Annotated in this window: 22 protein-coding genes; 9 read left to right on the top strand and 13 right to left on the bottom strand. The window is 67.6% G+C overall.

Annotated features, from left to right (window positions below; all coding sequences use genetic code 11):
* Positions 1–569: 569 nt before the first annotated feature.
* The 3 genes from ACIPK3_RS18105 to ACIPK3_RS18115 form a co-directional block, all read right to left on the bottom strand.
* Positions 570–983, bottom strand: coding sequence for a DNA-binding protein (locus tag ACIPK3_RS18105; RefSeq protein ID WP_402570732.1), 414 nt, complete (start codon positions 981–983; stop codon positions 570–572).
* Positions 965–1249 (bottom strand): hypothetical protein, encoded by a 285-nt coding sequence (locus ACIPK3_RS18110; protein WP_006138089.1) that lies wholly within the window; start codon positions 1247–1249, stop codon positions 965–967. The genes ACIPK3_RS18105 and ACIPK3_RS18110 overlap by 19 nt, the downstream gene beginning before the upstream one ends.
* A 414-nt stretch (positions 1250–1663) precedes the next feature.
* Complete coding sequence (locus ACIPK3_RS18115) at positions 1664–2662, bottom strand: tyrosine-type recombinase/integrase (RefSeq protein WP_402570734.1); 999 nt, start codon at positions 2660–2662, stop codon at positions 1664–1666.
* Between the two features lie 391 nt (positions 2663–3053).
* Between ACIPK3_RS18115 and ACIPK3_RS18120 the strand changes: the two genes are divergently transcribed.
* Positions 3054–3320 (top strand): hypothetical protein, encoded by a 267-nt coding sequence (locus tag ACIPK3_RS18120; RefSeq protein ID WP_356785688.1) that lies wholly within the window; start codon positions 3054–3056, stop codon positions 3318–3320.
* Entirely contained in the window at positions 3317–3709 is a 393-nt protein-coding gene (locus ACIPK3_RS18125; RefSeq protein WP_402570737.1) for a PIN domain-containing protein, read from the top strand. Before ACIPK3_RS18120 ends, ACIPK3_RS18125 begins: the two co-directional genes overlap by 4 nt.
* Positions 3710–3876: 167 nt before the next feature.
* On the opposite strand, the gene ACIPK3_RS18130 is transcribed toward ACIPK3_RS18125, so the two are convergent.
* From ACIPK3_RS18130 to ychF, 5 genes are all read right to left on the bottom strand, one after another.
* Positions 3877–4623 (bottom strand): hypothetical protein, encoded by a 747-nt coding sequence (locus ACIPK3_RS18130; protein WP_402570738.1) that lies wholly within the window; start codon positions 4621–4623, stop codon positions 3877–3879.
* 278 nt (positions 4624–4901) lie between these two features.
* Positions 4902–6539, bottom strand: coding sequence for an N-6 DNA methylase (locus tag ACIPK3_RS18135; protein WP_402570740.1), 1638 nt, complete (start codon positions 6537–6539; stop codon positions 4902–4904).
* On the bottom strand, positions 6536–7765 hold the full coding sequence (locus ACIPK3_RS18140; protein ID WP_402570742.1) for a restriction endonuclease subunit S: 1230 nt from the start codon (positions 7763–7765) through the stop codon (positions 6536–6538). The genes ACIPK3_RS18135 and ACIPK3_RS18140 overlap by 4 nt, the downstream gene beginning before the upstream one ends.
* A gap of 329 nt (positions 7766–8094) precedes the next feature.
* Complete coding sequence (locus ACIPK3_RS18145) at positions 8095–11697, bottom strand: DEAD/DEAH box helicase family protein (RefSeq protein WP_402570743.1); 3603 nt, start codon at positions 11695–11697, stop codon at positions 8095–8097.
* Between the two features lie 247 nt (positions 11698–11944).
* The gene (gene ychF, locus ACIPK3_RS18150) at positions 11945–13033 is read right to left on the bottom strand and encodes a redox-regulated ATPase YchF (protein WP_402570745.1); all 1089 of its coding nucleotides are present in this window, start codon (positions 13031–13033) and stop codon (positions 11945–11947) included.
* Positions 13034–13204: 171 nt separating this feature from the next.
* Between ychF and ACIPK3_RS18155 the strand changes: the two genes are divergently transcribed.
* Positions 13205–13729 (top strand): DUF6542 domain-containing protein, encoded by a 525-nt coding sequence (locus ACIPK3_RS18155; protein WP_402570747.1) that lies wholly within the window; start codon positions 13205–13207, stop codon positions 13727–13729.
* Positions 13730–13737: 8 nt separating this feature from the next.
* Here the strand turns inward: ACIPK3_RS18155 and ppgK are convergent, their stop codons facing one another.
* Both ppgK and ACIPK3_RS18165 read right to left on the bottom strand, forming a co-directional pair.
* Positions 13738–14484 carry a polyphosphate--glucose phosphotransferase gene (gene ppgK, locus ACIPK3_RS18160; protein ID WP_402570749.1) on the bottom strand — a complete coding sequence of 249 codons (747 nt, stop codon included), beginning with the start codon at positions 14482–14484 and terminating at the stop codon, positions 13738–13740.
* A gap of 52 nt (positions 14485–14536) precedes the next feature.
* Positions 14537–15553 carry a 4-hydroxy-3-methylbut-2-enyl diphosphate reductase gene (locus ACIPK3_RS18165; RefSeq protein WP_402570750.1) on the bottom strand — a complete coding sequence of 339 codons (1017 nt, stop codon included), beginning with the start codon at positions 15551–15553 and terminating at the stop codon, positions 14537–14539.
* A 105-nt stretch (positions 15554–15658) separates the two neighbouring features.
* Between ACIPK3_RS18165 and xseA the strand changes: the two genes are divergently transcribed.
* The 3 genes from xseA (at position 15659) to ACIPK3_RS18180 (ending at position 17861) form a co-directional block, all read left to right on the top strand.
* Positions 15659–16906, top strand: a complete 1248-nt coding sequence (gene xseA / locus ACIPK3_RS18170; protein ID WP_402570752.1) for an exodeoxyribonuclease VII large subunit — start codon at positions 15659–15661, stop codon at positions 16904–16906.
* Complete coding sequence (locus tag ACIPK3_RS18175; protein ID WP_402570754.1) at positions 16903–17154, top strand: exodeoxyribonuclease VII small subunit; 252 nt, start codon at positions 16903–16905, stop codon at positions 17152–17154. Before xseA ends, ACIPK3_RS18175 begins: the two co-directional genes overlap by 4 nt.
* 116 nt (positions 17155–17270) lie before the next feature.
* A complete protein-coding gene (locus ACIPK3_RS18180; protein WP_402570756.1) occupies positions 17271–17861 on the top strand; it encodes a malonic semialdehyde reductase in 591 nt (196 codons plus the stop codon).
* A gap of 98 nt (positions 17862–17959) precedes the next feature.
* Here ACIPK3_RS18180 and ACIPK3_RS18185 read toward each other — a convergent pair whose 3' ends face one another.
* The gene (locus ACIPK3_RS18185; protein ID WP_402570758.1) at positions 17960–18484 is read right to left on the bottom strand and encodes a DUF4245 domain-containing protein; all 525 of its coding nucleotides are present in this window, start codon (positions 18482–18484) and stop codon (positions 17960–17962) included.
* 126 nt (positions 18485–18610) lie between these two features.
* Between ACIPK3_RS18185 and glpX the strand changes: the two genes are divergently transcribed.
* Positions 18611–19645, top strand: coding sequence for a class II fructose-bisphosphatase (glpX, locus tag ACIPK3_RS18190; protein WP_402570760.1), 1035 nt, complete (start codon positions 18611–18613; stop codon positions 19643–19645).
* Between the two features lie 123 nt (positions 19646–19768).
* On the opposite strand, the gene ACIPK3_RS18195 is transcribed toward glpX, so the two are convergent.
* Entirely contained in the window at positions 19769–20143 is a 375-nt protein-coding gene (locus ACIPK3_RS18195) for a WhiB family transcriptional regulator (protein ID WP_402570762.1), read from the bottom strand.
* 196 nt (positions 20144–20339) lie between these two features.
* On the bottom strand, positions 20340–21029 hold the full coding sequence (locus ACIPK3_RS18200) for a DUF1707 domain-containing protein (protein WP_402570763.1): 690 nt from the start codon (positions 21027–21029) through the stop codon (positions 20340–20342).
* Positions 21030–21224: 195 nt separating this feature from the next.
* On the opposite strand from ACIPK3_RS18200, the gene ACIPK3_RS18205 reads away from it, so the two are divergent.
* Positions 21225–22895, top strand: a complete 1671-nt coding sequence (locus ACIPK3_RS18205; protein WP_402570765.1) for a fumarate hydratase — start codon at positions 21225–21227, stop codon at positions 22893–22895.
* A gap of 96 nt (positions 22896–22991) precedes the next feature.
* The gene (locus ACIPK3_RS18210; protein ID WP_402570766.1) at positions 22992–24377 is read left to right on the top strand and encodes a class II fumarate hydratase; all 1386 of its coding nucleotides are present in this window, start codon (positions 22992–22994) and stop codon (positions 24375–24377) included.
* The last annotated feature ends 24 nt before the right edge of the window (positions 24378–24401 follow it).

Consider the following 24401-nt stretch of genomic DNA (forward strand, 5'->3'; position numbering starts at 1 on the left):
GGTGACGACGAAGGGGTCGGATTCAGCTGAACCCGACCCCTTCTGTCATTTCATGCGCTCACACGTTGAAGCGGAACTCCACCACGTCCCGTCTGAACTGCGTAAATACAGGCGCATCCCAGCACCATCCCAGCACGGGATGCGCGACAAAGTACAAGAAGACCGAAGATCGCCAAAGCTACCCGGAAGCGCCCGCACACGCCTGAAGTCTGCGGAACTTCTACGAGCGCCACATCAGGCTGGCGCCACCGCAGCCCACGCCGCCTACGCCCACGCCTACCGCGTCAAACACCTGGGAGAACAGGCAGATACCTGGCACCAGGCCAGCCGACCGACCGAATACATCGCAGCAGTACGCAACCACGTCACATCACTGCCACCCGGGCAGGAGCGAACCGAGATCGAGGCGTGGCTGGCGTTCGCGGACGCGCACCACCAAATCCTCACCGAATCGGTCTCAGCGCCGAAACTGCCCACGCCGCCAAAGCCCAGCGGCGACGACCTCAAGCCTTTCCTCGGCCACTGGAGCCCCTACGGACCCCGCTCCTACTGAGCCGGACCAGGGGAAATCACACCGCCACAAGCCGGACCCGCTCGCCGCACAGCTTGGTCATGTCGTCAATGTCGGAAGTCAGCATGACCACGGGGCGGTGCTGTCGCAGCGCGGCCTCGGCGACGGCCGCATCGATCGCGTACTTGTGTCCGTGCAACCCGGAATTCATCAGCAGCTTCGAGGCCGCCCTTGCCTCTTCGTCACCGACCGGGACGACCCGCAGCCCGGAAAGCACCCAGTTCAGGCGGGACTTGTTCGTACGGGCATGGACGGCCTCGATGATGGTGAGCGCACTGATCACGACCTCCATGCCGCGCGAGCGCGCCTCAGCGATCAGAGCCACCACCTGCTCGTCATCGGCGAGCAGCTTCGAGAGCCCTTCGCTGTCCAGGACGAGCGTCCCCTCGTGACTCAGCCTGCGGCGGGCCACTCGGCCTCCTCGGCGAACACCTCGTCAAAGACCTGCCGCGCCCGCTGACGAGCCGGCTCGGAGACCGGCCCCTTGCGGCTCTCGTAGTCCGCCAGGTACTCGTCCAGGACCTGCCCGCGCAACTCACGCTCGACCGCCTCGGCGATGAACGCGGAGAACTCCCGCTTCCCCACTCGCGCCCGGATCGCCTCCGCCGTCCCCTCCGGCAGCGACAGGCTCACCCGCGTCGCCGGGCCTTCCCCGATGCTGTACGTCGTCTCAGCCATGCCCCCGATTGTGTCAAACGAGTAGGAAAAACGCCACGCCCGCACTACCTTCACAGCTCGGCCTGTGCCCTGCTCGCGCAAACCCCGGCACGGGCACCCCCATCCCATCCCAGCACAATCCCAGCACGGTACGGATGACCAGGGATGACGACAGGTGACGAGGGGTCAGCTATCCCAGCACCATCCCAGCACGGGAAAAACTAAGGGCCCGACCCCGAAGAGCCGGACCCTCTCTGACCTGCATGTTTGCTAGATCAGCGACGCGGTGATACGTCAGCCGCTACACGTTGAAGCGGAATCTGTAGTGCAGAGCTCCCACCTGCAGAAACGAGCGTTTCGTAGAGGGCGTCCCAGCACCATCCCAGCACGGGCGTTCTATCCCAGCACCACGCAGGCCAGCCAGCCCTCGTACGCTTACACAGCCTGGTTGCAGGCGCTCGAGCTCGCCTCCTCTGGCGACAGGGACGTCACGTCCGGTGTCACGGGCCGCATGGAGCGCTGCAAGTGCCGCAGGCTGCGAGGCGTGTACTTGGCCTTGCCGTCCAGATCGACCAGGCCGGCCAGGAGGCATGCTTTCTTGAACTGGTGGCCGTAGGACGCGATGGACGGCATCACCCCGGCGCCAGGCTGACGCGGGGCGAAGAAGGTCTCGAGTCGAATCCGCTTGCCCTTCTGCCCAGTAAAAACCACGGGCACCGGCTTCCACCTGCGGAGATGGGCATCAATTTCCTGCTCGACGAACAGGGCGGTGGGGATGTCTCGGCACTCCTTCTCCAGTCGATGCTTCAGGGGGACGAAGGGTGTCCGGCAGTCCTCGTGGTGCGCCTTGGCACTCACCTGCCATCGGATCCTGACGAAGCCAGACCGCCTGCACTCGGTGGAGAAGGCCAGGGCCTCGCTTGGTCGCTGGCCTGTGCCGGACTGAAGGTAGACGGCGAGGCGAAACTGTGACGTGATGTGCCCAGCAATCAGATCCACCTCGGCTGGTGTCGGCACTGCGTCCTCGTCCACTGCCACAGCATCCCGACGGGATATCCGGATGCCTCGGGCAGGGTTCTCCGTGATGCGGTTGTCGACGACGGCCGCCTCCATGATGGCGGCCACCATGACCATCCGGTCATTGACCGTGGAGACCGCCAACCCCTCACCGGAGGCATGCAGGTCCTTGGCGAACTCCTCGAAGTCGCGTCGCACCAGTCCGGCCAGCGTCTTCCGTCCCAGGCGCGGCCCGAGATGGTTACGGATGAACCCTTCGTAGTTGCGGCGCGTGGACTCACCGACAACCTGTCTCTCCAGCCACTCCTGAGCCCAGACTCGCAACGCCACAAGCCCTCGCGCGGGGTCAAAGCGAATTCTGGCCTTCTTGTCGTTCTCGACCTTGTCGGCGAAAGCGTCCGCACCATCCGCACCCACCCGACGGGAAAACGACCTCTCCCGCTGACGCCCGCGCCTACCGCCCGGCTCCCGGTACCGCACCGTCCACCCATGCCGACACCGCGGACGATCACAGGGAAAGTTCCGGTCCCGGACGTCCTTCTTGCACCTCTGAAAGACGCTCGCCACCTCAAGCCCCCGTGACCCTCTGCCCGACCCGTGCTCGAAACCGTGCACCGCCGCCTCACGGACGGCAAGGGCTTCACCGCCAAACCCCTCTTTCCGGCGAATGAGGACCCAGCCTCCCCACGGTCCTGCGGGCCATCGGATCGGCGAGACCCTCATCGCTGGATGCGCTCACACCCTCCGCGCTTGTCGGCACGTGCTCCGTACACCAGCATCGAAGGCCATACCGCGCTATGGTTTATGTATGGCTACCAAGAAGGTGACTATCACTCTCGACGAATCCCTGGTCGAAGCCCTGGCCGGAGCCGCCGAGGAAGAAGGCATCCCGCTCTCCCGTCTCGTCGCCGGAGCAGCCGAACGCGAGCTGCGCCTGCGGGCCGGCCGGGCCGTCATTCAGGAGTGGCAGGCAGAAAACGGCGCCTTCACCCCCGAAGAGCTCGCCGCCGCCCGCGCGGACCTTGCCGCCGCCGACGCCGAGTACCTCAGCAGTTCGGGAGCCTCGGCCGCATGAACATCCCCTACCTGTACGACGCCGGGGTCCTCATCGCCATCGACAACGACGACCGACACATGTGGGCCCGACACAGCCTCGCCCTCGAAGACGGACGGGACATCCACGTCCCATCCGTCGTCGTCAGCCAGGCATGGCGAGACTCCCGCCGCCAGGTCAGGCTCGGCAAGTTCCTCGCCGGATGCCACGTCGTTCCCGTCGGCCTCGAGACCGCCAAAACCGCAGGCGCCCTCTGCGGCAAGGCTGGCACCTCCGACATCGTCGACGCCACCGTCGTGACCATGGCAGCCAGCCTCGGCGCCATCATCTGGACCTCAGACCCAAACGACATCCACGCCCTCATCGACGCCCAGGACATCAAACCCGCCCCGGTCATCCGCACCGTCTAGCAACCAATGAGCCCCTACAACCAGCCTGCGGGGGGATCCAGAAAGGCAAGGGCTGGATGCCCACCAGGTCGGCGTCGTGCATCAGCTACTCGACCCGTGTGGGCTCCCAGCGCGCACCTTCGCAGCTGAGGCGCCCGAAAACGAATTCGCAGGGATCGAGATCGCGATTATTCGTTCGACGCCTGGTTGATCTCCACCTGCGCTTCCGAATTCTCGGTCTGAGCCGGGGCCGGAATCGAATGTGCTGGGAGCTTGGACGCGTCCCCCTCCAGCGCATATGCGAGCGCGAGCGCAATCCGCTCGATCCAGTTCAGCGCATCCGTGACATCAGGCTCGCCGATCGGACGGCGCTGCTTGAGGTCGCCATCGATCAGATCCGCGTCGTGTGCGATCTGGTTTCTGCGGCGGAGCAGCAGGACGTACTGGCCGCGCAGCCGTTTTTCGTCGTATGAAGTCCGGTACTGGCTCCACCGGTTGACCCACTTCGCCGCCTCCCGCCACACCTTGACATCGGTAACGAGCGCCATCACCTTCGCGATGGCGTCCGGGTTCTGCAGGGTCTGGTGGGCGATGTCCTGGCGCACCCGTTCCGCGACCAACTCGGCTGTGGTCGTCTCGCCCCGCTGCACCTGCTCCACGCAGTGCAGCGGCAACGGGTAATCACGCAGCTTACGCGGCATGTCCGGATCGTCCTTGGCAGCTTCCTCGGCGACCCGGCGCAACACCTCTTCCTGTACCCAGTGTTCGAGGGCGGCGATGGACTGCACCCAGGCGGCGCGGTAGAAATCGGCGGTGTCGATGCCCTTGGGGCTGAGCACCTCCAGCGCCTGCCCGGCTCGCACCATCTTGCGTGCGTACGACAAGTTCGTGACGAACGATTCGAACTGACGGGTCTGGGGGTGCGCGATGGCCATGCATACCTCTGTACGGCGCGTAGGGAGGACGGAGAACTCCTGAACGTGGACTCCTAATGTTCCCTGTACTGCACAGAGGTCGGTCAAGCGGCTTGCGGATCACGGTCGGTTTGTGGCTCGATCTGATCGGTTCAGCTCCGGATCCGGCCCTTCACTTCCTTACAGCAGGTTTTTGGAGCGCCCCGCGATACGTATGGGGTCGCGGGAGAAAGCCCAGGGCCGCAAGGCACTCAGCATTGCGGCCCTCCAGCGCGGTGACGCCAGCCTTCCGGCCATCGTCAGACCTCTTCGGCCTCCGGTACATCAACATCCGCGCCCAAGGACTTCGCGATGGCCGTGAACTCGGCCAGGGCGGACTGAAGATCGCGCACGATCTCCTCAGCGATGACCTCCGGCTCCAGGTCGCTGTCCGCGTCCTCCAGGGCCGGGTCCTTCATCCACGTGATGTCGAGGTTGACCTTGTCGCGCCCGATCAAGTCCTCGTACGTGTACGGCTTCCAGCAGCCGTTTTCGTCCTCGTCCGCGACGCGGGCGGTCAGCGGCTCACCTGCCTTGTACCGGGCGACGAAGTCGTCCAGATGGGCACGGGTCAGCGGGCGCTGCTTCATGGTGAAGTGCTGGCCGGTGCGGAAGTCGTAGACCCAGGTGACGGTGGTGTGCGGTTTGCCGTCGGCGCGCGGGGGCTTCTTGTCGAAGAACAGGACGTTGGCCTTGACACCGCCCGCGTAGAAGATGCCGGTGGGCAGGCGCAGGATCGTGTGCAGGTCGAATTCGTCGAGCAACTTACGGCGGACCTTCTCACCCGCGCCGCCCTCGAAGAGGACGTTGTCCGGGAGAACGACGGCGGCCCGGCCGTTGACTGCCGTCAACGACATGATGTGCTGAAGGAAGTTGAGCTGCTTGTTGGTCGTGGTGGCCGTGAAGTCGTCACGGTCGTACTGCACGTCCTCCTTCTCCACCTCGCCGTCCTGGCCGATCACAGTGATCGCGGACTTCCGTCCGAAGGGCGGGTTAGCGAGGACGAGGGAGGCGTGCCGCCCGCTCGGCTTCTCAGCGAGCGCGTCGCCGACGTCGATCAGGCTCGGGCCGTCACTCTTGCCGATGCCGTGCAGCAACATATTCATGGCGGCAAGGCGGGCCGTGCCGGTGACCAGCTCGTTGCCCCAGATCTTGGACCCGCTGTCGTACGCCTTACGGGCGTCAATGTCCATGTCCCGGACGTGGTGCCGGGTGACGTACGCGTGCGCCGCGATCAGGAAGCCGCCGGTGCCGCAGGCGGGGTCGGTGATGGTGTCCTCCGGACCTGGCCGGGTCACGTCCACCATGGCGTCGATGAGCGCACGCGGGGTGAAGTACTGGCCGGCGCCGGTCTTGGTGTCCGAGGCGCCCTTGGCGAGCAGGCCCTCGTACGCGTCGCCCTTGAGGTCGGTCCCGGTGACCGTCCACTCCTCGCGGCCGATCAGCTCGACGACCAGCTTTTCGAGCAGTGCGGGCTTGGTGATCCGGTTCTGGGCGTCGGCGAAGATCGTGCCGATGGTGGTGTGGGGCTTGCGGCCGAGGTGTTCCAGGATGGCGCGGTAGTGCGCTTCGAGCTCGGGACCGCGCTTGCTGACCAGCGACTTCCAGTTGTAGTCGGCGGGCACAAGGTCGCTGAGGTCGCGGCCACCCCCCCACTCGTCGTTCTCGATCTCGTCGACCATCTTCAGGAAGAGCAGGTACGAGAGCTGCTCGACGTACTCGATGGTGGACATGCCGTTGTCACGGAGAACATTGCAGTAGTTCCAGAGTTTCGCGACCAGCGTGTTGGTCTGCGCGGCGGCCTTCTTGGACTTGGGCGTCTCGGTGAGGGGGACGTTGTCGGACGAGGGCGTAGCAGCGTCGTCCGCGGTGGCGGTATCGGATGCGAGCGCGGTCACTGGTCGAACAACTCCTGCTGAACAGAGGCGGAGGGGGCGGGGGTTGGAGCGGGCGCAGCCTTCGTCGCCGCGGCGGCAGCGGTCGCCTTACGCGGGCGAGCAGCCCGCTTGGCCGCTTTACGGACGGGCGTGGTGGCCTCGCGCTCGGCGGTGATGCGGGCAAGGAGCGTGGCGGCGGGCTCGTCAGAACGGTTTTGTGGAACCAAGTCTCCGTTGAACGCCTTCCGCAGGATCGCTGACTTCAGCCCTTCGGCGCGCTTCACCGCCGCTGCAGCCGCCAATTGCGGGTGGGTCAGTGCCGACTCCCAGTCACGCAGGACCTTCAGCGCCTCCCGCTGCTCGGCTGGCGGTGGGACCGGAATTGGCATCAACGCCATTTTGGCACTGTTGACATTCGCCTGACCGACCTGCTGCGTCACCACCGAAGCAATGTATCGACGACCAAAATTGCTGTTCACCACCGCGTTAACCCAGTCCGGGTCAATACCGTCGGCGAAACGGCATCGAATCAAGTATGAGGCATATACCGCAGGCCCCATCTTCACTCGAAATACAGCCGACTTCCCTACCAGCTCAGCACTGTTGGTCCGATTAAAGAGCAGATCTCCATCTCGAAGGATGCATTTCTCGACGTCCGCGTGATTAACAGGAAGGAACTTGAGATCCTCTAGATCCAGTTCCCCACCCTGAATATTGCCCATCCTGATCACCGGAACATCGTCGGCGTTCACTTTCGGCGACGTCTTCGCCGAGGTTCCGTACTGAATATCCAGGCAAAGCGACCCTAGGGTGCGCCAAGACCATCCCGGAGGGATCCCATATAGCCCGGTTGCTTCAGGATTCCGAACTTGCGCCCAACGCTTCTTTCCTGCCACGCGCGCAACCTGCTTATCTACTTGTGAGAGGAATTGCGTCACGTCATCTTCACTGCCCGCAGTTCGCCTTTGCCCGCCGATGACAGCACTGACCATCCGCTTACGTAGGGCAAATCCCTTCGACCCCACCATGTTCAGTACCGCGCTTGCCGCGTCGAGCCGAGAGAACTTTTCTTCAAGAGCCTCGACGATGCGGAGCTGCTCGGCAATCGGAGGCACTACGATTGAAGTCTCCAGCAGTCTCTTTCGAGAAACACTTGCCTGGTTAACATGATTATTGAGAACAGACCGAAAGTAATTCGTGGACCACAAGAAATGCAGCTGGACCGCAAGGAACTTTCCATCCAACACGCCAGATCCACGAAGGCGCGTCATGTGATTCGAGTACGCAAGAGGCTCAGGCGAGTCGACCCAGGCGGTCTTCCCTACGAGAACGGGACTGTTTGTGTTGTTGAACAGTACGTCCCCTCTTCGCACACGCCGATCCGAATCGTCTATCACATACCTAGCGTCCTCCTTGTCGAGGACTCCCTCGCGTGTGATATTCATCGGCCTGAGATGCATCACCCCATGATTGTCCCTACTGTGCTTGCCGCTAGAAAACCCAGGTTGCGCCTCAACACCCAGCTCTCCAAGCGTTTTGCGCACCCACCCTTCAGGCAATCCGCGCATTCCCTCACTCAAGCCAATTCTCGATTCAGCTCGTCCAACAGTTCCAGTGCCTGGTTCCTGCCACCAAAGGCATTCGCGAAGCCCGGGCCACCACCTTTTTCGGAGAACGGCATGTGGCCGAAGTCCTCGCGTTCCATGCCCAGGTCGACCACGATCGCGTCCTTGATTCGGCGCAGCCACCACAGCTGGTCATCCGTGAATTGCGCACCCGCCTGGGTCTGCCGCAGCAGCCAACCCTCAAAGCGCTCCTCGACCACGGTACGGTACGGGCGAAGCTGGTCGTCCGCGCCGAGCGTGTAGCGGACGAGGTTCATGAGGTCGCCCAGGCCGGCCGTCTTCGACAGTGATTCGGCCGCCTCGCCGACCAGCTCGTAGTGGTCCCAGATGACCTTCGGTGTCCAGGTCCGCTTGGTCGCCTTGATGGCCGCCATCAGTTCCTTCAGGTGGGCCCGCGCCTCTTGCGGCCGGACCCGCGATCCGCTGCCGAGGATCACCTGGAGGGCGATCGCCTCCGCCGCCGCCTCGTCGCGCTTGCGGCTGTCCAGGAGCTGGCGCCATTCCGCCAGTTCCTTCGCCGCCCGCTCCTCCCTCGGGACCTCGTTCATCTTCAGCGTGACCTCGGTCGTCGCGTCGTACGTGAGGTCGTGCTGCTGCTTGATGCCGATGATCAGCTTCCGCAGTTCCGGGTGGGTGGTCAGGGTCTCGACCGAGTCGTGGACCAGCCGCCGCGCGTGGTCCGCGCCGCCCTCCCGGTATGCCCGGTCCTGGGTGTCGACGTCCACCGCGTCGGTGATCTTCCGGACCATGTCCGCGAGTGGCACCCCGCCCGACGCCTGCTCGATCCGCTGCCGATCCTCCTTGGTGAGCTTGCGGTCGAGCCGGGCCAGCCGGCGCCCGAGCGTCTCGGCCTGTTCGGCCGTCAGCGAGCGACTGCCCGCCTTGTCCATCAGCTTGGTCAGGCTGAGGTTGCCGCCGTCCGGCGGCAGCATCGGGCGGGTGTCGACCAGCGGAGAGGCGGTCACGCCCACCGCATCGACCAGGACGAAACGGTCCTTGGCGAGGTCGGCGGCCGGGTCCGGGGTGATCGCCTTCAGGTCGTCGGCGTCGATCGTGCGGGCGCCGCGTCCCTTCATCTGCTCGAAGAGGACGGGGCTGCGAACGGCCCGCAGGAATATCACGCACTCCAGGGCCTTGACGTCCGTGCCTGTGGCGATCATGTCGACCGTGACGGCGACCCGTAGCAGCGGCGAGTTCCGCAGGTCGTTGACGAGCTGCTCGGGGTCGTCGCCCTTGTCCCGGGAGCGATAGGTGATCTTCTTGGCGAAGGCGTCTCCGCGCCCGAAGACCTCCTTGACCTGCCTCAACACCTCGTCCGCGTGGTCGTCGCTCGCCGCGAAGACCAGCGTCTTGGGCAGTTCGGTCCGGCCCGGGAACCAGCGCTGCCAGTTGTTCTTGTACGCGGTGAGGACGGCCCGAATCTCGTCCTCGGCGATCACTGTGCGGCCGATCTGGCCGACTGTATACGTGAAGTCCTCGTCCAGTTCCTCGTAACGCTGGGCGCGGGTCTTACGGTCGCGGATACGGACCGTCGTTCCCTTGTCGATCTTCGCGCCGCCGTCCTCCCGTATCGAGGAGTCCATGGTGACCACGTCGAAGTCGACGTTGACGCCGTCGGCGACGGCCTGTTCGTAGGTGTACTCGGAGACCATGTTGCCGTCGAAGAAGCCCTTGGTCTGGCGGGTCGGGGTGGCGGTGAGGCCGACCAGGTGGGCGTCGAAGTAGTCCAGGACACCGCGCCACAGGCCGTAGATGGAGCGGTGACACTCATCGATGACGATCAAGTCGAAGGACTCGATCGGGACGGCCGGGTTGTACTCGACGGTGACCGGGCGGTCGGTCATGTAGTTCTCGTCGAGGGTGGAGGAGTCCTCGCGGTCCTCTGCCTCGGCGGTGTCCTCCAGCGGCTCCCCCTTGAGGAGCGCGTACATGCGCTGGATGGTGGAGACGACGACGGAGGACGTCTCCTGGAGACCGGACCGGCCGAGCGAGTCGACGTTGTAGAGGTCGGTGAACTTGCGGTTCTCGTCCGGTGTCTTGTAGCGGTCGAACTCGGCCTTGGCCTGGCGGCCGAGGTTGTTGCGGTCGACGAGGAAGAGGATGCGGCGCGCACGCGCGTGCTTGAGCAGCCGGTACGACTCGGTGACTGCGGTGTAGGTTTTGCCCGCGCCGGTGGCCATCTGGATCAGCGCGCGCGGCTTGTCCTGAGCGAGTGAACTCTCCAGGCCGACGACCGCCTCTTCCTGCGCGGTACGCAGGTCGTGCGACTCCAATACCGGCAGCGCGGTGCGCAGGGCGGCCCGGAAGGTGGGGGTGTCCGGGTGCTCGGTGGCGCGCTTCATCCAGGCCGCGAAGGACTCCGGGCGGTGGAAGGCGAAGACCGGGCGGGAGCGGGCGTGCGGGTCGAGGCGGTTGAGGAAGAACGTCTCGGCGCCGGTGGTGGCATAGCGAAAGGCGAAGGGTTCCTGCTCACGCCAGACCGCCATGGAGTGTTCCTTGAGAACGCCGCCCGCATACCGCTCGTTCTGCGCGAGGGCGCCGGCCAGGGCTGTGCCCTCGCGCTTGGCCTCGATGACACCGACGATCATGCCATCGACGTAGAGAACGTAGTCGGCACGGCCGGTGGCCAGGGTGAACTCGCGGACCGCGACGCCCTGCGAGGCGAGCGGGTTGAGGTCGCCGTAGTTCTGGACCGTCCAGCCCGCCTGGGTGAGCATCTCGTCGATGCGGACGCGGGCCTGCACCTCGTTGAGCGGCTCGGGCTTCTGAGCGCGCTCGACGATCGCCTCACGGGCATTGACGGTGACCGGCCGGGGCTTGAGGCGCGCCTGGTCATAACGGTCCTGGTAAGCACGCCGGAGCCGCTCGATTTCGTCCCGGTGTCGGGCTACCTCCGCCTCGGACTCGGCACGGGCCCGCTCGGCCGCCTCGGTCAGCCGCTCGGCCTCCTCCCGGCCACGTCGCTCGGCCTCCAACCGGTCACCGAATTGGCTGAGGCGGGTTTGAGACTCGGCGAGAGTGCGCCGGTAGTGACCGAGCGCCTCGCGGAGCTCGGCCAGCTCGGCGGATCCGCCCGCCACCTCGCTCGGCAGCTGGGGCGGTACGAACGCGGCGATCTCTCGTACGTTGTCGATCGCGCGGGAGAAGAACTGGCCGAGTTGGAAGCAGAGTTCGACGGCCTTGAGGGCCTTGCTGGTGTCGAAGAGATGGTTGTGCGCGGCGTCGTTGCGGCCACGGCGGAGGGTGTCGAAGGCATCTCTGGTGCGGCCGGGGAGCAGGCCGGCGCGCTGGAGCCCAGCCAGTCGGTCGACCTGCCGGGTTCCCTCGATGCGCACCCCGGCCCGCTGCACCAGCTCCGCGGCGAGCAACTCGCCGAACTGGCCGGAGGCGACGTACGAGACGTTGGGGTTGGTGAAGACGGACTGCTCGGCCTGCGCGCCGTAGATCGCCAACAGGGGCTGCATCGCGTAGAGCCGCCCGAAGTTGGGCGATTTGCGAGCCGCTGCTTTCAGCTGCTCCGGGACTTGCTCACGATGTCGTGCCTGCCCGCTCATACCCGCCCTCCTCGACCAGGCCACATCCGGCCCTCACCTGTGACAAGACCTCTCAGCTTATGCCTAACCGTGTGCTCGGCTCTGGCAAATGAACCGATCACGACAAGATCGACGGCCCTCCGGAGCAGCGTCCAGCGCCCATTGCGCCGTCCGACCCTCGCCGGAGCCGCAGAAGGGCCCGTCTTATGTTGACGGGCCCCTCTTGACCTGCACCTCTACAGAGCAGGAATTTTGATTGAAATTTCAATTAAACATTGAAGCGGAACTCCACCACATCCCCGTCCTGCATCACATACTCCTTGCCCTCCATCCGCGCCTTCCCCTTCGCGCGGGCCTCGGCCACCGAGCCGGTTTCCACCAGGTCGGCGAAGGAGATGACCTCGGCCTTGATGAAGCCCTTCTGGAAGTCGGTGTGGATGACACCGGCGGCCTCGGGGGCGGTGGCGCCCTTCTTGATCGTCCAGGCGCGGGATTCCTTCGGGCCGGCCGTGAGGTAGGTCTGGAGGCCGAGGGTGTTGAAGCCGACGTGGGCGAGGGTGGCGAGGCCGGGCTCTTCCTGGCCCACGGACTGGAGGAGTTCCAGGGCCTCGTCCTCGTCGAGCTCGGCGAGGTCCGCCTCGAGCTTGGCGTTCAGGAAGATCGCCTCGGCGGGGGCGACCAGGGCGCGCTGCTCGTTCTTGAAGTCCTCGTCCGTCAGCTCGTCCTCGTCGACGTTGAAGACGTAGAGGAAGGGCTTCGTGGTGAGCAGGTGCAGGTCGTGCAGGAGCTCGGCGCGCTCGCTGCCCTGGACCACTCCGTGCGTGAAGAGCGTGTCGCCCTTCTCCAGGATCTCCTTGGCCTCCTCGACGGCCTTGACCTTGGGCGCGATGTCCTTCTTGATGCGCGACTCCTTCTGGAGACGCGGCAGGACCTTCTCGATCGTCTGGAGGTCCGCGAGGATCAGCTCGGTGTTGATCGTCTCGATGTCGTCCTTCGGCGAGACCTTGCCGTCGACGTGCACGACGTTCTCGTCCTTGAAGGCACGGATGACCTGGCAGATCGCGTCGGACTCGCGGATGTTCGCGAGGAACTTGTTGCCCAGGCCCTCGCCCTCGGAGGCGCCGCGCACGATGCCGGCGATGTCCACGAAGTCGACGGTCGCCGGGAGGACCCGCTGCGAGGAGAAGACCTCGGCCAGCTTGGTCAGACGGGGGTCCGGGACGCCGACCACACCCACGTTGGGCTCGATCGTGGCGAACGGGTAGTTGGCCGCGAGCACGTCGTTCTTGGTCAGGGCGTTGAACAGGGTCGACTTGCCGACATTCGGCAGACCGACGATTCCGATCGTGAGCGACACGTTACGACTTCCCGTAGGTGGAGGGGCCAGGAGGGCCAGGGGACCGGCCGATCCCCCAGTTTACGGCGTGCCGCGCCCGGCCCAGGCGGTCGCGTCGAACGTCCGGGCAAGCTCTGTCCAACGGCGTGTCTCAGGCGCGATTGGGCACATAAACAGACCTAAGTTGGTCCAGTGGAGCAACACAGGACGCGACCCCCGCAGCACGGACCGCGACGCGGCACGCCCAGAGCACCACTGCCGCCGCAGACAAGACGCCGCCCCGAGGGCATGCGCCGGCCCGCCCAGGGGGCGCCCCGCCCGGCGGGTCAGGGGCAGCGCATGCCGCAACCCCGACTCACCGGGCTCGGCGGCGGGCTGTTCTGCGGCGCGGTGATGTTCCTGCTGGGCTGTCTGGACGCGCTGCTGTTCGGTGGATCCCCGGCGGTGTACGGCGTGCTGTTCCTGCCCGTGTGCGCGCTCACCGCGCTGTGGGTGCGCGGGGGCGATCTGATGACCGCGCCCGTGGTGGTCCCGATCGCCTTCGCCGTGGGGCTGCTGCCCGTCGCCGAGGGCGGCGGCGGGACCGCCGGGCAGCTGATGGGCCTGGTGACCTCGCTCGCCACGCAGGCCGGGTGGCTGTACGGCGGGACGCTCGTCGCCGGTGTGATCGTGCTCGTCCGCAGGGTCCGGCTGATCAGACGCCGACGACGGACCTGAGCCGCCGGTCAGTCCTGCTTCGCCGCGTGCATGGCCGCCCCGACGATCCCCGCGTTGTTCTGGAGCTGCGCGGGGATCATCTCCGCCCTGATGCCCTCGATGAGATGCAGGAACTTGTCGGACTTACGGCTCACCCCGCCGCCGATGATGAACAGCTCGGGGGAGAACAGCATCTCGACGTGCGCGAGGTACTTCTGGACCCGGCGGGCCCAGTGCTCCCACGTCAGGTCGTTGTCCTCCTTGGCCTTGCTGGAGGCGCGCTTCTCCGCGTCGTGGCCGTGCAGCTCGAGGTGGCCCAGCTCGGTGTTCGGGACCAGGGTGCCGTCCACGAACAGGGCGCTCCCGATGCCCGTGCCGAAGGTCAGCAGGATGACCGTGCCCTTGCGGTCCCGGCCGGCGCCGAAGTTCATCTCGGCCACGCCGGCCGCGTCCGCGTCGTTGACCACCGTGACGTCGTGACCGCCGAGGCGGCCGCTGAACAACGCGCGCGCGTCCGTGTCGATCCAGCTCTTGTCCACGTTGGCCGCCGTGCGGATCGTGGCACCGCCGGTGACCACGCCCGGGAACGTGAGCCCGACCGGGCCCGTCCAGCCGAAGTGCTCGACGACCTCCTTCACGCCGTCGGCCACCTTGTCGGGCGTCGCCGGGTGCGGAGTGAGCACCTTGAAGCGCTCCTCCGCCAAATCGCCCCGCTCCAGGTCCACAGGAGCGCCCTTGATCCCGGATCCGCCGATGTCCACGCCGAAGATCTGCATGTCTCCACGTTACGACGTGCGACTGACAGTCACGCCCGGAACGTACCGGCGGTCACGCTTCCGCCGTACCCGATCCGCCGCGCCCGGCGACCAGTGCCGCCGCCTCGTCGCGCAGGTCACGGCGCAGTTCCTTGGGCAGGGAGAAGGTGATCGACTCCTCGGCCGCCTTCACGATCTCCACATCGGCGTAGCCGCGCGCGGAGAGCCATTCCAGGACCTGCTCGACGAGGACCTCCGGGACGGAGGCGCCCGAGGTGACGCCGACCGTGGTCACGCCCTCCAGCCAGCTCTCGTCGATCTCGTCGGCGAAGTCCACCAGGTGGGCGTCGCGGGCGCCGGCCAGTTTGGCGACCTCGACCAGCCGCACGGAGTTCGAGGAGTTGCGGGAACCGACGACGATGACGAGCTCGGCCTCGGCGCCCATCTGCTTCACCGCGAGCTGACGGTTCTGCGTGGCGTAGCAGATGTCGTCGCTCGGCGGGCTGATGAGCTGCGGGAACTTCTCCTTGAGGGCGTCCACCGTCTCCATCGTCTCGTCCACGGAGAGCGTGGTCTGCGACAGCCAGACGATCTTGGAGGGGTCGCGGACCTCCACCTTGGCGACGTCCTCGGGGCCGTCGACGAGCTGGATGTGGTCGGGGGCCTCGCCGGAGGTGCCGATGACCTCCTCGTGGCCCTCGTGGCCGATCAGGAGGATGTCGTAGTCCTCGTTGGCGAAGCGGATGGCTTCCTTGTGGACCTTGGTGACCAGCGGGCAGGTCGCGTCGATGGTGGCGAGGCGGCCGCGCTCGGCCTCCTCGTGCACGACGGGGGCGACGCCGTGCGCGGAGAACATGACGATGTTCCCGGGCGGCACCTCCTCCGTGCGCTCCACGAAGATCGCGCCCTTCTTCTCCAGGGTCTGCACGACGTACTTGTTGTGGACGATCTCGTGCCGGACGTAGACCGGCGCCCCGTACTGTTCGAGGGCTTTCTCGACGGCGATCACGGCGCGGTCCACACCCGCGCAGTAGCCACGGGGGGCGGCGAGCAGGACACGGCGGCCAGGCGAAGCAGTCATGCTCCCCATCGTAAGGGCGCGGGTGGAACCCGGGTTCCGGGCGGGCCCGACGACCGCCACGCGCGCCGTCGGGCACGGGCCGCGTTGTCACAACCGGCCGATACGCTCGGGCGCATGGCTGTGAACACGTCCGCGGAGACTCCGCTGCCCGTCGGCGAGGTGTCGCGGCTCATCGGTGGCTGGATCGACCGGCTCGGGGCGGTGTGGGTCGAGGGGCAGATCACGCAGTTGTCGCGGCGGCCGGGCGCCGGGGTGGTGTTTCTGACGTTGCGTGACCCTTCGCACGACATCTCGGTCGGCGTCACCTGCTACCGGCAGGTCTTCGACGCCGTCGCGGACGTCGTGGGCGAGGGCGCCCGGGTCGTCGTCCACGCGAAGCCCGAGTGGTACGCCCCGAGGGGGCAGCTGTCGCTGCGGGCCGCCGAGATACGGCCGGTGGGCGTCGGGGAGCTGCTGGCCCGGCTGGAGCAGCTCAAGAAGTCGCTCGCGGCGGAGGGGCTCTTCGCCGCGGAGCGGAAGAAGCCGCTGCCGTTCCTGCCCCAGCTCGTCGGGCTGGTCTGCGGCCGGGCCTCCGCGGCCGAGCGGGACGTCCTGGAGAACGCCCGCCACCGCTGGCCCGCCGTCCGCTTCGAGGTGCGCAACGTCCCGGTGCAGGGGGTGTACGCGGTCCCGCAGGTCGTGGGCGCGGTGCAGGAGCTCGACGGGATGCCGGACGTCGATGTGATCATCGTCGCGCGCGGCGGCGGCAGTGTGGAGGACCTGCTGCCCTTCTCCGACGAGCAGCTCGTGCGCGCGGTGGCCGCCTGTCGTACGCCGGTGGTGTCCGCCATCGGGCACGAGCCGGACAACCCGCTGCTCGACCATGTCGCCGACCTGAGGGCCTCGACTCCGACGGACGCGGCCAAGAGGGTCGTGCCGGACGTCGGCGAGGAGCTGGAGCGGGTGCGCATGCTGCGCGACCGGGCGCGGCGGTGCGCGCGGGCCCTTGTCGAGCGGGAGGAGCGGGGCCTGGCCCACACGCTCGCCCGGCCCTCGATGGAGGATCCGCACCGCATGATCGAGGTGCGCGAGGAGCAGGTCACGTCGCTGGCCGAGCGCTCCCGGCGCACCCTCGGGCATCTGCTCGACCGCGCGGAGTCGGAGCTTTCGCACACGCACGCGCGCGTGGTGGCCCTCTCCCCCGCGGCGACGCTCAAGCGCGGGTACGCGGTGCTCCAGCGGTCCGACGGCCACGCGGTGCGCGGCCCGGACGAGGTGACGGCGGGCGAGGCGCTGCGGGCCCGGGTCGCCGCGGGCGAGTTCTCCGTACGCGTCGACTCCCCGGACGAAGACGATTCTCAAGGTGAAGAGGTGGATGGATGACCGGCAATACCGGCAACGTCGACGAGGCGCTCGGTTACGAGCAGGCGCGGGACGAGCTGATCGAGGTCGTACGGCGGCTGGAGGCGGGCGGTTCGACACTGGAGGAGTCCCTGGCACTGTGGGAGCGCGGTGAGACGCTGGCCAAGGTGTGCCGGCGCTGGCTCGAGGGGGCGCGGGCCCGGCTGGACGCCGCGCTGGCCGAGGAGGACGCGGCCGAGGAGTCGGACCAGGGCGACGGACGGATGTGAAGCGGGTCACCGCACCCCACCCTTAGTTGAAGGTTGAACTTCATCGGCGTACCTTGAGGCGTGTAAGCCGGGTCCGGCATTCCGGGACCGGACACGCATTCAAGGAAGTTCCCCCCATGTCTCTCGTTCTTGACCCCGCCGCCCAGGACCTGCTGTTCCGCGAGGCCCGCACCGCCAACACGTTCACCGACGAGCCGGTGACCGAGGAGCAGGTCCAGGCGATCTACGACCTCGTCAAGTACGGCCCGACCGCCTTCAACCAGTCCCCGCTGCGCATCACCCTGGTCCGCTCCCCCGAGGCCCGTGAGCGGCTGGTCAAGCACATGTCCGAGGGCAACCAGCCGAAGACGGCCACCGCGCCGCTGGTCGCGATCCTCTCCGCGGACAACGAGTTCCACGAGGAGCTGCCGGCCCTCTTCCCGCACTTCCCGGCCGCCAAGGACGCCTTCTTCTCCGAGCGCCCGGTCCGCGAGGGTTCCGCCGCGATGAACGCCGCCCTCCAGGCCGCGTACTTCATCATCGGCGTCCGCGCGGCCGGCCTGGCCGCCGGCCCGATGACCGGACTCGACTTCGCGGGCGTCCGCAAGGAGTTCCTGGACGGCGACCACACCCCGCTGATGGTCGTCAACATCGGCAAGCCGGGCGAGGCCGCCTGGTTCCCGCGCTCGCCGCGCCTGGCGTACGACGACGTCGTCACCACCGTCTGACACTCCCAGAGACCGAGAAGAGGCCCCCGCCAACGGCGTCGGGGGCCTCTTCTCATGCGGTCTTCGGCTCACGCGGTCCTGCTCACGCGGTCTTCGGCTCACGCCATCTTCAGCGCTTCCGCCATCTTCACCAGCTGCGCGAACGGCGCCGTGCCCGCCACCACCGTCGTGGAGCCGGGCGTGTCCTCAAGCACGAGGGCGTCGTAGCGGCCACCCGTGTAGCGCGTCCAGGTGCGGTCGCCGAGCTTCTCGGTGACCTTGGTCGCCTTCGCGCCCTGGCTGGCCGTGTCGATGAACTCCGCGCGCTTCTGAGTGGACTGCTCGATCTGCACGTACTCACCGTCGGGGTTCTGGAAGCCCAGGTGCCAGCGGTCGGAGTTCGCCCCCTGGAAACGCACGGAGGTCGCCTTCCAGGTGCCCGGCAGGCCCTCGGGCGCGGCCACCGGGTAGTCCGCCGCACGGCGGGCGGTGGACAGCTCCACCTGGTAGTCCACCCGCTGGAGGTCGGGAGCGCGGTCCTCGTGCGGAATGAAGAAGTACACGAAACCCGCCGCGACCCCGATGAGGCCCAGGGAGAGAATCATGTCCCGGACCGTCTTCTGCTTGCCGTTCGAACCTGCCACGCCCCCTATCGTCGCAGGTGCCCGGTGCGCTCATCCGTGGGGGCCCCTGCTCATTTTGTCAGCCTAACGATAGAGTCGTGAGGGAACCCTCATCCGGCCGTCGTCGTATCAGAAAGGTGCGCTCCGATGACCGAGAATCATCACCTGCCGTCCGAGCTCGAAGTACCCTCCGAGGCTCCCGACCGCAACCTCGCCCTGGAACTCGTCCGGGTGACCGAGGCCGCCGCGATGGCTGCCGGCCGCTGGGTCGGGCGCGGCGACAAGAACGGCGCCGACGGCGCCGCGGTGCGCGCCATGCGAACCCTGGTCCACACCGTGTCGATGAACGGCGTCGTCGTCATCGGCGAAGGTGAGAAGGACGAGGCGCCGATGCTCTTCAACGGGGAGCGGGTCGGTGACGGGACCGGGCCCGAGTGCGACATCGCCGTGGACCCGATCGACGGCACCACACTGACCGCCAAGGGCATGCCGAACGCCATCGCGGTCCTGGCCGCGGCCGACCGCGGCTCGATGTTCGACCCGTCCGCCGTCTTCTACATGGACAAACTGGTCACCGGGCCCGAGGCCGCCGACTTCGTCGACATCGACGCCCCCGTGGCCGTCAACATCCGCCGGATCGCCAAGGCCAAGCGGTCGGCGCCCGAGGACGTCACCGTCGTCATCCTCGACCGGCCGCGGCACGAGGGCATCATCAAGGAGGTGCGGGAGGCCGGCGCCCGCATCAAGCTGATCTCCGACGGCGATGTCGCCGGCTCGATCTACGCGCTGCGCGAGGGCACCGGCGTGGACCTGCTGCTCGGCGTCGGCGGTACGCCGGAGGGCATCATCTCGGCCTGCGCCGTGAAGTGCCTCGGCGGCACCATCCAGGGCAAGCTGTGGCCCAAGGACGACGAGGAGCGGCAGCGGGCCATCGACGCCGGGCACGACCTCGACCGGGTCCTCACCACGGACGACCTGGTCTCCGGCGACAACGTCTTCTTCGTCGCCACCGGCATCACCGACGGCGAGCTGCTGCGCGGTGTGCGCTACCGCGGCGACGCGGCGACCACGGACTCGATCGTGATGCGCTCGAAGTCGGGCACGGTCCGCCGGATCGACTCCGAGCACCGGCTGCGCAAGCTGCGCGCCTACAGCGCCGTCGACTTCGACCGCGCGAAGTAGCCCGGTCGGAGTCACAGGGCAACACAAGGGGCGCCCCCGGTGCGGCGGGGGCGCTCTGTCGTGTCCGCCCGCCAGGGATGCCCGGCCAGGGCCGGGGCTGTCCGGCCGGGGCTGTCGGGCCGGCTATCCGGCCGCGGCTATCCGGCCGGCCGTGCTCGTCTTCTGGAGTTCCAGGTCGCGGCGGCGGCGCCGGGCGAGGACCACGCGGCGCTCGGCGGCGGTGAGGCCGCCCCAGACGCCGTACGGCTCGGGCTGGAGCAACGCGTGCTCGCGGCACTCGACCATCACTGGACAACGGGCACAGACCCGCTTGGCCGCCTCCTCGCGGGACAGCCGGGCAGCGGTCGGTTCCTTGGACGGCGCAAAGAACAGGCCCGCCTCGTCACGGCGGCACACCGCCTCGGTGTGCCAGGGCGCGTCCTGGTCCCTGTCCCGCGGCGGCACCCGCTGGGACGGAACGGCTGCTACCTGCAAGGACGAATGCGGCGGATGCGGCACGGGTCTACTCCTGACGACGGATTCGCGAGCGAGAGACGATGCAGCAGCCCTACCCGCTGTGCGCGCGCCTATGCACAGCGTTCCCAACCCCAAGAGCGCGGCGGCTTGTTCACGACCCCGCGCGGCGGCCCGAGCGGACACCGGGAAACTCCGCATCCGGCCCGTTTGCGCCCGCTCACCGACCGTCGCACCACGGTCAGCGGTCGAGGTGCTTGCGCAGCTTTCTGTCGACCTTCCGCTGAACACGGTCGAGGATGTCCGCGACGACCTTTCCGCGCCGCGGCCGGGCCTCCACATTGCCCAGCACGGCCCACCCGTCCACGTAGACCACCGGAGCCTCGGACTCGACCGAATCCAGTGTGTCCACCTCGAAGTTGCCGAGGACACCGCCGCCCGTACCGCGCAGCGACACGTTCTCCGGCACCCGGATCTGAACGTCGCCGAAGACCGAAACCGCCTTGATCACAACCTGCTGGTACTCGAAGATCGCCTCGCTGAGGTCGATCTCCACCGAGCCGAACACGGCATACGCGTGCAGGCGGCGGCCGGCGCGCCAGCGCCCCCGGCGCACGGCGCTGCTGAACACCGCGACCACGCTGGCGTCCGCCTCGGCCGGTATCGCGCCCGGCGCCGGACGCGGCGGCACGGGCGTGTAGGCCGGGGCGTGTGCGCGCTCATGGGCGGCGGGCAGGTCCCGTATGAAGACCTCCAGCTCGCCGACCGTCTTCGCGTTCAGCACCCCCTCCACGCGCTCGGCGTGCTCGTCGGGGGTCAGGCGCCCTTCGGCGAGGGCGTCGCGCAGGATGTCGGCGATACGGTCACGGTCGGCGTCCGAGGCGCGCAGCTCCGCGTGCTCGGCGGGCTCCGCATGCTTCTGTAGGTCCACGAGAGCAGCGTAGCGAAACGCGATAGATCGCGACTAGGGGTGTGGACACCTGCGTGTGTCGTGTGCCGTGTGCACGCGGGCGCCGCGTGAACTGAGCCTTACCTCACAAGCTCGCGTTCCGCGGCAGGTTCTACCCTGGGACGGCTCGTCCGTGCCGACGGGCCGCCGTCTGTCTAGTGAGGAATGTGGGCAACGATGCCTGAGTTCGCGTACACCGACCTGCTCCCCATGGGAGAGGACACCACCCCGTACCGGCTGGTGACCTCCGAGGGTGTCTCCACCTTCGAGGCCGACGGGCGCACGTTCCTCAGGGTGGAGCCGGAGGCGCTGCGCAAGCTGGCCGCCGAGGCCATCCACGACATCCAGCACTATCTGCGCCCGGCCCACCTGGCCCAGCTGCGCCGCATCATCGACGACCCCGAGGCGTCGGGCAACGACAAGTTCGTCGCCCTCGACCTGCTGAAGAACGCGAACATCGCGGCCGCCGGCGTGCTCCCGATGTGCCAGGACACCGGCACGGCGATCGTCATGGGCAAGCGCGGCCAGAACGTCCTCACCGAGGGCCAGGACGAGAAGCACCTGTCGCACGGCATCTACGACGCCTACACCAAGCTCAACCTGCGGTACTCGCAGATGGCTCCGCTCACCATGTGGGAGGAGAAGAACACCGGCTCCAACCTCCCGGCTCAGGTCGAGCTGTACGCCACCGACGGCGGCGCGTACAAGTTCCTGTTCATGGCGAAGGGCGGCGGCTCCGCCAACAAGTCCTTCCTCTACCAGGAGACCAAGGCCGTCCTGAACGAGGCCTCCATGATGAAGTTCCTGGAGGCGAAGATCCGCTCGCTCGGTACGGCGGCCTGTCCGCCGTACCACCTGGCGATCGTCGTCGGCGGCACCTCCGCGGAGTACGCGCTGAAGACCGCGAAGTACGCCTCCGCGCACTACCTGGACGAGGTTCCCGGCGAGGGGTCCGAGCTGGGGCACGGCTTCCGGGACAAGGAGCTCGAGGAGAAGGTCTTCGAGCTCACCCAGAAGATCGGCATCGGCGCGCAGTTCGGCGGCAAGTACTTCTGCCACGACGTCCGGGTGATCCGGCTGCCCCGGCACGGCGCCTCCTGCCCGGTCGCCATCGCGGTGTCCTGCTCCGCCGACCGGCAGGCCGTCGCGAAGATCACCGCCGAGGGTGTCTTCCTGGAGCAGCTGGAGACGGACCCGGCGCGGTTCCTGCCGGAGACCACCGACGAGCAGCTCGACGCGTCCGACGACGACGTCGTCCGGATCGACCTGAACCAGCCGATGGACGACATCCTCGCCGAGCTGACCAAGTACCCGGTCAAGACCCGGCTGTCGCTCACCGGGCCGCTGGTCGTGGCGCGTGACATCGCGCACGCCAAGATCAAGGAGCGGCTGGACGCCGGCGAGGACATGCCGCAGTACCTGAAGGACCACCCGGTGTACTACGCGGGTCCGGCCAAGACGCCCGAGGGTTACGCCTCCGGTTCCTTCGGGCCGACCACGGCCGGGCGCATGGACTCCTACGTGGAGCAGTTCCAGGCGGCGGGCGGCTCCCGGGTGATGCTGGCCAAGGGCAACCGGAGCAAGCAGGTCACCGACGCGTGCGGTACGCACGGCGGCTTCTACCTCGGGTCGATCGGCGGACCGGCCGCTCGGCTCGCGCAGGACTGCATCAAGAAGGTCGAGGTCGTCGAGTACGAGGAGCTCGGCATGGAGGCGGTCTGGAAGATCGAGGTCGAGGACTTCCCGGCGTTCGTCGTCGTGGACGACAAGGGCAACGACTTCTTCCAGGATCCCGCCCCGGCGCCGACGTTCACCTCGATCCCGGTGCGGGGGCCCGGGCTCGCGTAGTGCCTTGCGGGCGGCCGGGGGCGGTCGGGAATGGATCGCACCCCCGCCGCCCCCGGCCCCCGGAACAACTGCCGCGCCCCCGTCGCTGTACCCGGCATGAGCGAATACCGCATCGAGCACGATTCCATGGGCGAGGTCCGTGTCCCCGCGAGCGCCAAGTGGCGGGCGCAGACACAGCGGGCCGTCGAGAACTTCCCGGTGTCCGGGCAGCGGATCGAGCGGGCCCACATCGAGGCACTCGCGCGCATCAAGGGGGCCGCGGCGAAGGTGAACGCCGGGCTCGGGGTGCTCGACCAGGACGTGGCCGGGGCGATTCAGGAGGCCGCGCTGGAGGTGGCCGAGGGGAAGTGGGACGAGCACTTCCCGGTGGACGTGTTCCAGACGGGGTCGGGGACCTCGTCCAACATGAACACCAACGAGGTCGTCGCCACGCTGGCGAGCGAGCGGCTCGGGCGGGACGTGCACCCCAACGATCATGTCAACGCCTCGCAGTCCTCCAACGACGTCTTCCCGTCGTCCATCCACATCGCCGCCACCGCCGCCGTCACCCGTGACCTGGTCCCCGCCCTGGAGCACCTCGCTGGTGCCCTGGAGGGCAAGGGCGGGGAGTTCGCGGACGTCGTGAAGTCGGGGCGGACCCATCTGATGGACGCGACTCCCGTGACCCTGGGGCAGGAGTTCGGCGGATACGCGGCTCAGGTGCGGTACGGCGTGGAGCGGCTGCGGGCCTCCCTGCCGCGGCTGGCCGAGCTGCCGCTGGGCGGTACCGCGGTCGGCACCGGGATCAACACCCCGCCCGGGTTCTCCGCCGCCGTGATCGAGGAGGTGGCACGGGCCACGGGGCTGCCGCTGACCGAGGCGCGCGATCACTTCGAGGCGCAGGGTGCGCGGGACGCGATCGTCGAGACCAGCGGGCAGCTGCGGACCATCGCGGTCGGGCTGACGAAGATCGCCAACGATCTGCGGTGGATGGCGTCGGGTCCGCGGACCGGGCTCGCCGAGATCCGGCTCCCCGACCTCCAGCCCGGCTCCTCGATCATGCCCGGCAAGGTCAACCCGGTCGTCCCGGAGGCCGTCCTGATGGTCTGCGCGCAGGTCATCGGCAACGACGTGACCATCACCACCGCCGGTGCCGCCGGGAACTTCGAGCTGAACGTGATGCTGCCGGTGATCGCGAAGAACGTGCTGGAGTCGGTCCGGCTGCTCGCCAACGTGTCGCGGCTGCTGGCCGACCGGACCGTCGACGGGATCACCGCCGACCGGGAGCGGGCCCGCGAGTACGCCGAGTCGTCACCCTCGGTGGTGACCCCGCTCAACAAGTACATCGGGTACGAGGAGGCCGCGAAGGTGGCCAAGAAGGCGCTCGCGGAACGCAAGACGATCCGTCAGGTCGTGCTGGAGAACGGGTATGTGGAGCGTGGCCTGCTGACCGCGGAGCAGCTCGACGCGGCGCTGGACGTGCTGCGCATGACTCGCCCCTGACACCGCAGAACCGTGACGCGCATC

Origin of the sequence: Streptomyces sp. NPDC086787, from assembly GCF_044745865.1 — a bacterium.
Taxonomy (GTDB): Bacteria; Actinomycetota; Actinomycetes; order Streptomycetales; family Streptomycetaceae; genus Streptomyces.